Annotated in this window: 5 protein-coding genes and 1 pseudogene; 2 read left to right on the forward strand and 4 right to left on the reverse strand. The window is 65.5% G+C overall.

What is annotated here, in order from left to right:
* Both EET03_RS15460 and EET03_RS30290 read right to left on the reverse strand, forming a co-directional pair.
* The coding region (locus tag EET03_RS15460) for a PE family protein (protein ID WP_136625704.1) at nt 1-754 on the reverse strand (754 nt) is incomplete at its 3' end.
* An 83-nt stretch (nt 755-837) separates the two neighbouring features.
* Nucleotides 838-987 carry a hypothetical protein gene (locus EET03_RS30290; protein WP_167470646.1) on the reverse strand — a complete coding sequence of 50 codons (150 nt, stop codon included), beginning with the start codon at nt 985-987 and terminating at the stop codon, nt 838-840.
* A gap of 218 nt (nt 988-1205) precedes the next feature.
* Here EET03_RS30290 and EET03_RS15465 point away from each other — a divergent pair, with 218 nt between their 5' ends.
* On the forward strand, nt 1206-11231 hold the full coding sequence (locus EET03_RS15465) for a PPE family protein (protein WP_122508789.1): 10026 nt from the start codon (nt 1206-1208) through the stop codon (nt 11229-11231).
* 57 nt (nt 11232-11288) lie between these two features.
* Nucleotides 11289-12476, forward strand: coding sequence for a sensor histidine kinase (locus tag EET03_RS15470; protein ID WP_075542300.1), 1188 nt, complete (start codon nt 11289-11291; stop codon nt 12474-12476).
* 52 nt (nt 12477-12528) lie between these two features.
* On the opposite strand, the gene EET03_RS15475 is transcribed toward EET03_RS15470, so the two are convergent.
* Nucleotides 12529-13176 (reverse strand): response regulator transcription factor, encoded by a 648-nt coding sequence (locus EET03_RS15475; RefSeq protein WP_075542301.1) that lies wholly within the window; start codon nt 13174-13176, stop codon nt 12529-12531.
* A 167-nt stretch (nt 13177-13343) separates the two neighbouring features.
* Nucleotides 13344-13580, reverse strand: a pseudogene (locus EET03_RS15480) (hypothetical protein); the annotation flags it as partial.

Raw genomic sequence — 13580 nt, forward strand, 5'->3', positions numbered from 1 at the left:
GCAACCCGCCGCGCCCCCCGGCGCCGCCGTCACCGCTCAGGCCGCTCCCGCCGGCCCCGCCCGCTCCACCGTGCCCGATCAACGGTGCGGTGCCGCCTGCACCGCCGGTACCGCCGGTGCTACCGGCCGCAGCGGCGCTTCCGCCGGCGCCGCCAGCCCCACCGGAACCTAACAGCCAGCCACCGCGGCCGCCGGCGCCCCCGACCGCGCCGGCCCCGCCAGCACCGCCGGCGCCGCCATTGCCGATCAGCCCCGCCGACCCGCCGGCGCCCCCCGCAGCTCCGGGAGCGCTGCTGTTGCCACCATTTCCGCCACTACCGATCAAAATCCCCCCCGGCTGACCCGGCTGCCCCACCGGCCCGCTGGTCCCGTTGGCGCCATTGCCGACCAATGGGCGTCCCACCAACGCCTCGGTGGGCGCATTGATCAGGTTGAGCAGACCCTGTCCCGCGGTTTGCAACGGCGACGCATTAGCTGCCTCAGCGCCCACATACGCCCCCGAACTCCACGTCAGCGCCCGCACCACCTCGTCGTGAAACACCGTCATCCGAGCACTCACACCCTGATACGCCTGACCATGCCGGGAAAACAACGACGCCACCGCCTCCGACACCTCATCGGCGCCCGCGGCCAACACCGCGGTCGTCGGGGCCGCCGCCACCGCATTTGCCGAACGCAGCGACCAACCGATACCAGCCACATCAGCTGCTGCCGCCGCCAGCGCTTCCGAGCTAGCCACCACGAACGACGTCACCACAATCCCCTTTGTCCAAACGCATTTCGCCACCGAGCCAGTACCCCACCGACCACCTTCACCCCATCGCGCCCACAAGACCCTCAACCAAACGGCGGATTGAAGGGATGAAATTTCCTCCCCCAACTGGAGGAGGACAGCACCGCCGCGCCGGCCTCGAGCAGCAGTTCCAACGAACCGGTGCCTCTACATGAAAGATATTCGCGCAGTGGGTCTTTCATGTAGCCGTACATCCCGACGCGGCTCCGCTGCCCACATCCGCCGCGGACGGGAATCGAGCAACGGGCCAGTTGCGGATTAGTTGCGGATTAGCGGAAATTCATACGAATTGCGGTGATACTGCCTGACGCAGCCAAGCAAATCGTTCGGTGACACGGCGACTGCCGCAGTGGCGCAACGACACCGGCCGCCACGGCGGCGCCGGCCATCTGCTTCGACTTGGGGAGACATGATGGATTTCGCGGGGTTACCACCGGAACGCAATTCGGAGCGGATGTTTGCTGGCGCAGGATCGGGGCCGATGCTGGCGGCGGCGGCGGCCTGGCAAGCTCTGGCCGCCGAGCTGGGTTCATCCGCGGTCGGGTTTGCATCGCTGACCTCCGGGCTGGCGGGTTCGTGGTGGCAGGGCCCGGCCTCGGCGGAAATGGTGGGTGCGGCCGGACCGTATGCGGGGTGGTTGAGCGCGGCGGCAGGCCAGGCTGAGCGGGCAGCGGCCCAGGCCCGGTTAGCGGCTGCCGCATTCGAGGTGGCGCGAGCGGCGACGGTGCATCCGGCGATCATCTCGGCCAACCGCGCTCGGCTTGGCTGGCTGGTGGCCTCGAACCTGCTGGGCCAAAACGCGCCGGCGATCGCCGCCGCCGAGGCCGAGTACGAACAGATGTGGGCCCAAGATGTGGCCGCGATGGTCGACTATCACGCCGAGGCTGCCGCGGTCGCCTCGGCGTTGACGCCGTTGACGGCGCTGCGGGATCCGGCGAGCCTGCCCACACAAGCGGCCGCCCAAGCCGTGGCCGGCCCGCTCGGTAGTAGGGGCCTGAACCTGGGCTTTGCGAACGTCGGCAGCGGAAACGTCGGCAGCGCCAACATCGGCGACTTCAATCTCGGCTCCGGGAACATCGGCAACGCAAACATCGGGTTCGGAAACACCGGTCCCTCGTTGACGGCGGCCATGCACGACGTTGGGCTCGGCAACACCGGCAGCGACAACATCGGCTTCGGCAACACCGGCAACGGCAACATCGGCTTCGGCAACACCGGCAACGGAAACGCCGGCGTCGGGCTGACGGGGTCCGGCCTGACCGGTCTCGGCGGGCTGAACTCGGGCACCGGCAACGTCGGGCTGTTCAACTCCGGCAGCGGAAACGTCGGTATCGGCAACTCCGGCACCGGAAACTGGGGAATCGGAAACTCCGGCAACAGCTATAACACCGGTTTCGGCAACTCCGGTGAGGCCAACACGGGGCTGTTCAACTCCGGGATAGCCAATACCGGCATCGCCAACTCGGGCAATGACAACACCGGAAACTACAACTCGGGTAACGCCAACACGGGCAGCTTCAACCGTGGCAGCTACAACACCGGCTTGTTGAACCGGGGCGACTACAACACCGGCGTGGGCAACACCGGCAATGTCGACACTGGCGCGTTGATCTCGGGCAATTACAGCAACGGCCTGTTGTGGCGGGGAAATTATCAGGGCCTGCTTTTTCCGGGTCCGGGCTTCGGAAACTCGACCGACATCCCGTCGTCGGGCTTCTTCAACACCGGTTCCGGTAGCGCATCGGGCGTGGCAAATTCCGGCACCGACAATTCGGGCTTCTTCAACTCGTCGAACGTCGGGATCTCGGGCTACTCCAACACCGGTGGGCCGGCATCGGGCCTGGTGAATTCGGGCAACACCGTCTCGGGTTTGCTCAATGCGAGCTTGCTGGACGTCGCGGCGCCGGCCTTTGTCTCGGGCGTGCTCAACACCGGCAGCAACATGTCCGGCATTCTCGGCGGCCCGTCGTCGGTCAACCTGGGCTTCGCCGACCAGGGCGGATCGAACGTCGGCAACGCCAACATCGGTGATTCGAACCTCGGCGGCGGCAACGTCGGCAGCTGGAATATCGGCAGAGGAAACGTCGGCAGCTCGAACATCGGCAGCGCAAACATCGGCGACACGAATATCGGCAGCGGCAATATCGGCGACGGCAATCTCGGCTTTGGAAACCGTGGCGTCGACAATTTCGGCTTCGGGAACCTCGGCGACTACAACGTCGGGCCCGGAAACCTCGGCAACCACAACCGGGGCTTCTGGAACACCGGGAACTCCAACGCCGGCCTTGCCAACGCCGGCGACTTCAATGTCGGCGTTGCCAATAGCGGCAGCAACAATATCGGGATCGGGCTCACCGGCACCGGAGAGATCGGGTTCGGCGCGCTGAACTCGGGCAGCGGCAACCTCGGCCTGTTCAACTCGGGCACCGGCAACGTCGGCGTATTCAATTCGGGCACTTCGGATGTCGGCATCGGCAACTCGGGCACCGGCAACTGGGGAATCGGCAACGCGGGCATCGGCAACACCGGCATAGATAACGCGGGCAGCTACAACACAGGCCCGTGGAACGCGGGTATCGCCAATAGCGGCGTCGCCAACGCCGGCAGCTACAATACCGGCTTCCTCAACGCGGGCGCCGCCAACACCGGCAGCTACAACGCCGGCGGGCACAACACGGGCGGGTTCAACCCGGGCAATTACGACACCGGTTACTACAACCCGGGAAATGTGGACACCGGCGCGTTTAACACGGGCAATTATAGCAACGGGTTTTTCGTGTCCGGCAACAATCAAGGCCAGATCAGCGTCGATGTCGCGATCAATATTCCCACCGTCCCCATCGACATAGAGTCGGTTACCCCCATAAACCAGGTAATGGTCGTCGGCGGGCAGGTGTACACGATCCCGGGGTATACATACCCCAAAACATATTTCCTGGACGGTGACTTCTATTTAGGCCCGGTCGCCATCTCGTCATCCACGCTCACCGCTCCCACCGTGACAATTGACATCGGGGGACCGAGTACGGCCATAGACGCCACGATCGTCGGCGCCTTGCAGGGCGGGACGATCCAGATCATCGATATACCGGCGGCGCCGGGATTCGGGAACTCGACGACCAGCCCGTCGTCGGGCTTCTTCAACTCCGGCACCGGCAGCGCCTCGGGTCTCGGCAACGTCGGCGCCAACACCTCGGGCTTCCGCAACGTCTCGACCGGCGGCGCGGGGGTCTCGGGCTACCGCAACGTCGGCTCCCTTCAGTCGGGCCTGGCCAACTGGGGCAACACCATCTCCGGCGTCTACAACACCAGCACACTGGACCTCGCGACGGCCGCCCACGTCTCCGGCTTCGCCAACGTCGGCACCGACCTGGCCGGGGTTCTTCGCGACAGCGCAACCGGGGCGGTGTCCAACGTGGGCTTCGGCAACGTCGGCGCCTACAACCTCGGCAGCGGCAACGTCGGCGACCACAACGTCGGCAGCGGCAACATCGGCAGCGCCAACCTCGGATTCGGCAACACCGGCGACCGCAACCTCGGGTTCGGCAACACCGGTGACGGCAACCTTGGCTTCGGCAACACCGGTGACGGCGACATCGGGTTCGGCAACACCGGCGACGGCAACATCGGCATCGGACTCAGCGGCAACACCCAATTCGGGTTCGGCGCCCTGAACTCCGGCAGCGGCAACATCGGCCTGTTCAACTCCGGCACCGACAACATCGGCATCGGCAACTCCGGCACCGGAAACTGGGGCATCGGCAACACCGGCAGCTACAACACCGGCAGCTTCAACCCGGGCCACACCAACACCGGTTTCTTCAACGCCGGCAACGCCAACACCGGCATCGCCAACCCGGGCAGCTACAACACCGGCAGCTACAACACCGGCGCCACCAACACCGGCGGCTTCAACCCCGGCAACTACAACACCGGCTGGTTCAACACCGGCGACTACAACACCGGCCTGGCCAACTCGGGCAGCATCGACACCGGCGCGCTCAACACCGGCAACATGGACAACGGCCTGCTGTGGCGCGGCGACAACCAGGGCCTGATCGGCTTTGACTACACGATCCATGTTCCCGAGATCCCGTTGAACGTGGTCGCCACCATCCCGATCGACATCCCCGTCAACGCCAGCTTCACCACCACCGTCTACCACGGGATCACGATCGACGACATCCCGTTCGGTACCACCGTCGCGCTGGGTCCGATCCCCGTCCTGCAAGGCACCATCAACTCCCTGACCATTCCGCCCGTCTATGCCAGCGGCCCCACACCGGCGATCCAGATCGGAAACCCCGACGGTTCGACGGCGATAGTCATCCCCGTCTCCGCCAGCCTCGGCCCCGCCGACTGGACAATCGTCGACTTCGGCGGCACCCCGGGATACGGAAACTCGACGACCAGCCCGTCGTCGGGCTTCTTCAACGCCGGCACCGGCAGCTCCTCGGGCCTCGGCAACGTCGGCGCCAACATCTCGGGCCTGTTGAACTTGGCCGCCGGCAGCTCGGGAATCTCGGGCTACAAGAACGTCGGCGACCTGGTTTCGGGCGCGGCGAACCTCGGTAACACCGTGTCGGGATTGCTCAACACCAGCGCGCTGGACCTCACGACGCCCGCCAACGTCTCCGGCGTGGCAAACGTCGGCGCCGACCTGGCGGGCCTTTACCGCGACAGCACGGCAGGGATGACGACGTTCAACGTGGGCCTGGCGAACGACGGCAGCGTGAACGTGGGCTTCGGCAACGTCGGTGACCACAACCTGGGCAGCGGAAACATCGGCGACTCCAATTTCGGCAACGGGAACGTCGGCGATGACAACCTCGGCGGCGCAAACATCGGCGGTTTCAACCTCGGCTTCGCAAACCACGGCCTGCAAAACTTCGGCTCGGCAAACCTGGGCGACGACAACATCGGCTCGGCAAACCTCGGCGACCACAACCGCGGCTTCGCGAACGCGGGCAACGCCAACACCGGTTTCGCCAACACCGGCGACGCCAACATCGGCTTTGCCAACACCGGCAGCAACAACATCGGCATCGGGCTCACCGGCACCGGCGAAATCGGGTTCGGCGCGCTGAACTCCGGCAGCGGCAACCTCGGCCTGTTCAACTCCGGCACCGGCAACCTCGGCGTGTTCAACTCCGGCACCGGCAACATCGGCATCGGCAACTCGGGCACCGGCAACTGGGGTATCGCCAATAGCGGCAACACCAACACCGGCTTGTTCAACTCCGGCAACGTCAACACCGGTCTCGCCGACGCCGGCAACGTCAACACCGGGATCGGCAACACCGGCGACTACAACTCCGGCAGCTTCAACGCCGGCAGCTTCAACACCGCCGGCTTCAACCCGGGGTGGTACAACACGGGTTACTCGAACACCGGAGACTACAACACCGGTTTGGCCAACTCGGGAAATGTCGACACGGGTTTCGTCAATTCCGGCAGCTATGACAACGGCGTCTTGTGGCGCGGCGATTACCAGGGCCTGATCGGCTACAACTACACGATCTATATTCCCGATACCGCCATTCCGGTGAACCTCGACGTGAATATCCCCATCGACATCCCGGTCAGCGCGACGCTCGGCACCCTGACCATTCAGGGCATCACCATCCCCAAATACACGGCCGACATCGACGTCCTCGGCACCGGAACCACGCAGGCCCTCAGCGTCGGCCCCATCACGATCGGGAACATCGCCATCTCCCTGCCCGACATCGATACCACGATCGGCGGGCCGAGCACCGCGATAGCCATCGAGGGCACCGGCGGCATCGGCCCCGTCGCCATCCCGGTCATCGACATTCCGCCGGCTCCCGGCTTCGGGAACTCGACCACGGTCCCGTCGTCGGGCTTCTTGAACTCCGGCACCGGCAGCGCCTCGGGCCTGGCCAACGTCGGCGCCAACAACTCGGGTTTCTTCAACGTGGCCTCGGGAAGCTCGGGAATCTCGGGCTACAAGAACGTCGGCGGCCTGGTATCGGGCATGGCGAACCTCGGCAACACCGTGTCGGGGTTCCTCAACACGAGCACGCTGGACCTCGCGACGCCGGCCAGCGTCTCGGGCGTCGCGAACGTGGGCGCCGACCTCAGCGGTTTGTTCGGCAACTTCGCGGTCTCGAACGTCGGCGTCGCCAACGACGGCGTCCTCAACGTGGGCAGCGGGAACGTCGGCGACCACAACGTCGGTAGCGGAAACGTCGGCGGCGCCAACATCGGCGGCGCAAACGTCGGCGGTTTCAACGTCGGCTTCGGAAACCTCGGCGCACACAATGTCGGCTCGGCAAACCTGGGCGACGACAACATCGGCCCGGCAAACCTCGGCGACCACAACCGCGGCTTCGGGAACGCGGGCAACGCCAACATCGGCTTTGCCAACACCGGCGACGCCAACATCGGCTTTGCCAACACCGGCAGCAACAACATCGGCATCGGGCTCACCGGCACCGGCGAAATCGGGTTCGGCGCGCTGAACTCCGGCAGTGACAACCTCGGCCTGTTCAACTCCGGCACCGGCAACATCGGCGTGCTCAACTCCGGCACCGGCAACATCGGCATCGGCAACTCCGGCACCGGCAACTGGGGCATCGGCAACGCGGGCCTGGGCAACACCGGGAGCGAGAACACCGGCGGCGACAACACGGGCCTGTGGAACCCGGGTACCGGCAACACCGGCGTCGCCAACGCGGGCGCCTACAACACGGGCGGCTACAACACGGGCACGGCGAACACCGGACTCGTCAACCCGGGCAACTACAACACGGGTGTGGCAAACACCGGCAGCACCAACACCGGCAGCCTCAACACCGGCGACTACAACACCGGCCTACTCAACACCGGCAACTACAACACCGGCCTGGCCAACACGGGCAATGTCGACACCGGAGCCTTCATCGCGGGCAATTACAGCAACGGCATCTTCTGGAGGGGCGACTACCAAGGCTTGTACGGTTTTCACGCGGGTATCTACATTCCCGAATTCTCGGTCCTGGACATGGACCTGGCGATCCCGATCAACATCCCGATCAACCTCGACGTCGCGAACATCGTGGTCGCTCCCTTCGCGATTCAGCCGATCACCGTCAGCGTCCTCGGCTCGTCGTACCTCAGCATCACCTTCGCCACGATTTCCATCCCGGCCCTGACCGGCATCCTGCCCACGGTCACTGCCCTCATCGGCGGACCAGACACCTCGATACCCATCGCCATCTCCAGCGGCGTCGGGCCCATCGACATCACGTTCGTCGACATACCGGCGGCGCCGGGATTCGGGAATTCGACGACCAGCCCGTCGTCGGGCTTCTTCAACTCCGGCACCGGCAGCGCCTCGGGCCTCGGCAACATCGGCGCCGACACCTCGGGCTTCCGCAACGTCTCGACCGGTGACGCGGGGGTCTCGGGCTACCGAAACGTCGGCTCCCTTCAGTCGGGCCTGGCCAACCTCGGCAACACCATTTCCGGCGTCTACAACACCAGCACACTGGACCTCGCGACGGCCGCCCACGTCTCCGGCTTCGCCAACGTCGGCACCAACCTGACCGGCGTCTTCCACGACGGCAACGCCGCGGCCGGGCGGGTCGTCAACGTGGGCCTGGCAAACGACGGCCAACTCAACGTGGGCTTCGGCAACGTCGGCGACCTCAACGTCGGCGGCGGCAACGTCGGCGACCACAACCTCGGCAGCGGCAACGTCGGCGACCACAACGTCGGCAGCGGCAACATCGGCAGCGCCAACCTCGGATTCGGCAACACCGGCAGCGCCAACATCGGGTTCGGCAACACCGGTGACGGCAACCTCGGTCTCGGCAACACCGGTGACGGCAACATCGGCTTCGGCAACACCGGCGACGGCAACATCGGCATCGGGCTCAGCGGCGACGGCCTCACCGGGTTCGGCGCGCTGAACTCCGGCAGCGGCAACATCGGCCTGTTCAACTCCGGCACCGACAACATCGGCATCGGCAACTCCGGCACCGGAAACTGGGGCATCGGCAACACCGGCAGCCACAACACCGGCAGCTACAACCCGGGCCACACCAACACCGGTTTCTTCAACGCCGGCAACGCCAACACCGGCATCGCCAACCCGGGCAGCTACAACACCGGCAGCTACAACACCGGCGCCACCAACACCGGCGGCTTCAACCCCGGCAACTACAACACCGGCTGGTTCAACACCGGCGACTACAACACCGGCCTGGCCAACTCGGGCAGCATCGACACCGGCGCGCTCAACACCGGCAACATGGACAACGGCCTGCTGTGGCGCGGCGACAACCAAGGCCTGATCGGCGCGTATTACGCCATCACCGTTGCGGAAATCCCCGCCTTCTTCGACGTGCAGATCCCGGTTAATATCCCCATCAGCGTCAGCATCACCGACGTCTCTATCAACGCCGTCACCATTCCCAAGGTCTCCTTCAGCGGCTTGGACGACGGCCTCGGCGGCGAAGTCGTCGGCTACGTCGGTCCGGTCAGTGTCTACGGCGCCCAGACCGGCGACCCCATCGTCATTTCGTTCGGTGACCAACCCACGGTGGCGCTCAACGTGGGTAATCCGGACGGTTCGACGGTGCTAGCGATAACTGGGACGGGCGGTCTCGGTCCCATCAGCGTCCCGATCGTCGATATCCCGGCGGCGGCGGGATTCGGAAACTCGACCAGCAGCCCGTCGTCGGGGTTCTTCAACTCGGGCGGCGGCAGCGCATCCGGCCTGGGGAACTTCGGCGCCAACAATTCGGGCGTTTTCAATTACTCGTCCGAAAGCGCCGGCAACTCGGGCGTGCAGAATTACGGGTCGCTGCAATCGGGGGTGGCCAACCTCGGCAATACCGTCTCGGGCGTCTACAACACGGGCACCCAGGGATTCGCGACAGCCACCGATGTCTCGGGCGTTGGCAATGTCGGCGCCGACCTGGCCGGCGTGCTCCGCGACAGCACCACCGGGACGATCTTCAACGTGGGCCTCGGTAACGTCGGCCAGCTCAATGTGGGCTTCGGCAACGTCGGCGCCCACAACGTCGGCAGCGGCAACGTCGGCGCCCACAACGTCGGCAGCGGCAACATCGGCGACCACAACATCGGCAGCGGCAACCTGGGCGACCTCAACGTCGGCAGCGGCAACATCGGCAGCGCCAACATCGGGTTCGCCAACACCGGTCCCTCGTTGACGGCCGCCGTCCACAACATCGGGATCGGCAACACCGGCAGCGGCAACGTCGGCTTCGGCAACACCGGCGACGGCAACGTCGGCTTCGGCAACACCGGAGACGGCAACATCGGCATCGGGCTCAGCGGCGACGGCCTCACCGGGTTCGGCGCCCTGAACTCCGGCAGCGGCAACGTCGGCCTGTTCAACTCCGGCACCGACAACGTCGGCATCGCCAACTCCGGCACCGGAAACTGGGGCATCGGCAACTCCGGCAGCTACAACACCGGCAGCTTCAACCCGGGCCGCGCCAACACCGGTTTCTTCAACGCCGGCATCGCCAACACCGGCATCGCCAACGCGGGCGGCTACAACACCGGCAGCTACAACACCGGCGCCAGCAACACCGGCGGCTTCAACCCCGGCGCCAGCAACACCGGCTGGTTCAACCCCGGCGACTTCAACACCGGCTGGTTCAACACGGGCAACTCCGACACGGGCCTGGCCAATTCGGGCAATGTCGATACCGGCGCGCTCATTTCGGGCAGTTACAGCAACGGCGCCTTATGGCGGGGCGATTACCAGGGACTCATTTCCGTTTCGTACGCGTCCGCCATTCCCGAAATCCCCTGGCGTTACGACGTGAATGCCCCGATCGATATACCAATTACGGGCACCGTCAACGAGATCACAATGGAAACGTTCCACATTTCTGACGTCCCCATAAAAGTCCAATTGAAACAAACCATCTGCATCCCCGGGACGCCACTTTGCACGACCATAACGACAACCGTGTACGACGGCAGCATCGGCGGCTGGACAATCGATGCGTTCACTCTCCTGTCCGCCGTTTCCGTGGACAACGCCATTACCCAAACATTTGATTACTCCGGCAGCGGGACCTCGGGCCCCTACCCCTTCGGCTTCGGCTACCAGCAAAATCCGGGATTCTTCAATTCCACCACCGACCCGTCGTCGGGCTTCTTCAACTCCGGCAGCGGCAACGAATCGGGATTCTTCAACTCCGCGGCCGGTCCCGTATCGGGACTCGCGAACGACTTCGCCTACAGTTCCGGCATCGCCAACGCCGGCGGCACCGGAAACTCGGGCTACTTCAACTACGGCGCGCTGGAATCGGGCCTGGCGAACTGGGGCAACACCATCTCCGGCCTGTTCAACACGAGCACGCTGGACCTCGCGACCCCCGCCTACGACTCGGGCGTCGGAAACGTCGGCACGAACCTTTCGGGCTTGTTCAACAACGTGCCCCTGCCGTGACCTGATCAAGGAGCGCAATTGCCACTGCGCTGGACACGACAGCAAGATAGGTAACCGATGAGCGGCACCGAGATCGAGCAGGTCCTGCGCAAACAGCGATTGCGTTCATTGCAGGCCGGGTCCATGCTTCGCGTCGGCGTGGTCGTCATCATGGTCGGCGCGATGCTGGCCGCCGGCGATTCGCCTCGACTGCCCGCGCAGGTTGTGCTGCTGAGCTGCTACGGTCTCGTGACGATCGGCGCGCTGCTGGTGGCGTTTTCCGGTGCGGGTCATCTGTTCAACGACGACAGAGCACTCATGACCCTCGCCCTGGCCGACGTCGCGGCCGTGTTCGGTTTCAAGCTGTTATCACCCGCCGGATACATTCCGCTGTTAGTGATGGTGCTGCTGCCGCGGATGGTGGCCGTCGAGTTGTCGCTGCCACGGGCCGCTATCGTGCTGGCCACCAGCCTGGCGATCTTTACCGCATCGGTCCTTCAGGACCCCGTGATCTCGGCGCGCGCTGGCCCTGCGGCGACGGCACTGATAGTGCTGATGTACGCGGTCATCTGCGGCTCCGCCTTGTTGGTGGTGTTTTTCCGGTTGCGCAACATCGACGAAATGGTCAACCTCGCGACCTCGCGCGAAGAGCTGCTCGCCGAAACGATGACGGCCTCGCAGGCGGAGCGCCGGCAGATTTCGGAGTCGATCCACGACGGACCGTTGCAGGATGTGCTGGCGGCCCGTCGCGACATCGCCAACTTCCTCAAGCAGGCCCCCGATGCGCCCCTCGAACACGCGTTGGCCAGCCTGCAGGACGCTGCTCAGCTACTGCGCGAGGCGACCTTTGAGCTACACCCGGCCCTGCTCGACCAGGTCGGCCTGGCAGCGGCGGTAGAAAAGCTGGCCTCGGTCACCGCGGCCCGCTCGGGCATCACGATCACCACCGACATCGATTACCCGGACCCGAACGCGATCGACCCGATCCTTTTCGGGGTTATCCGCGAGTTGGTGTCCAACGTGGCCCGTCATTCGCAGGCCAGCGCGGCGACGGTGAAACTGGCAGTCGAGCGCGGCGTTGCTCGTATCGACGTGGCCGACAACGGGATTGGGGTAACGGCTGACGCCGCGGCGCGTCGACTCGCGCAGGGACACATCGGTCTTGCCGCACACCGGGCGCGGGTGCAAGCCGCCGGTGGCACGCTGACCGTCGTCGATGAACCCGGAGGCGCGCACCTGCGCGTGGAGTTGCCGCTTCGACACTGAGGGAGGAGGCCGGCCCGGTGGCCGCCCAGGCGAAATCGCCTGGGCGGCAAACTTATTCGAGCAATCGACGCCGCATCGCTTCGGCGACGGCGGCCCCCCGATCGGAAACACCGAGCTTTTCGTAAAGGCCGTGCACATGCGTCTTGATCGTGCTGGACGCCAAATGGAGTCGTGACGCGATCTGCGGAACCGACAGCCCGTCCGCCATCATCGTGATCACCTGGGTCTCGCGCTCGGTCAGTAGTGTCGTGGCTCCCCTACCCCGCCGTTTGACTTCACCGGCCAGCCCGCCGGCTATCCCGGCCGGCAGGTACGAGTCACCGTGGGCGCATGTGACAACTGCGTTGACGATCTCGTCGCTGTCAGATTCCTTGGTCAAGAACCCCGAAGCACCCTCGGCCAGAGCCTTGTAGACGACCGGGCTGTCGTCGAAGGCGCTCAGCAGCACCACCCGGGTCGGCAACCCGTCACGGACGACTGCGTGGGTGACCTCTATGCCGTCCAGCTCGGGCATCTTGTAGTCGAGAAGTGCGACCGTGGGCCGAAGTTGGCGGATGGCGTCCAGCGCCGCGCGACCGTCGGCCACCTGGGCGACGACCTCCACTCGCCCGCAGGACTTCAGTGCGCGCACCACGCCTTGTCGCATTACCGGATGATCGTCGGCGACGACGACGGTGACTCGATTGGTGCGATCGGCCATGGCTGCTCCAAGCGCTCTCGGCGAACCTTTCCGGGCCCGTTGGGGACGGGCCGGACGCCTCCTCATTGTTGCTCCCGCGACCGGCCGGCGCGACGATTTACCCGACCGACTTTTGCGACGGCGCGGCCAACACCCGCGACGCCGGACGTTACGAGGAGCCGGCAACGTCACAACCCGTCGATACCGCCTGGTCCCAACAGCAGCCCGCCGGCGCCGCCTTGGCCGCCAACGCCGCCAGTGCCGCCCGACCCGGCGTTGCCGCCGTTGCCGCCAACCCCGATCAGCCAGGCGTCGCCACCCTTGCCGCCGTCGCCCGGGGTACCACCGGCAGAGTTGTATCCGCCCTGGCCGCCGTTGCCGCCGTCGCCGATCAACGCGGCCCTCCCCCCGGCGCCGCCCCTGCC

The organism is Mycobacterium innocens, assembly GCF_900566055.1.
GTDB classification, from domain to species: Bacteria; Actinomycetota; Actinomycetes; order Mycobacteriales; family Mycobacteriaceae; genus Mycobacterium; species Mycobacterium innocens.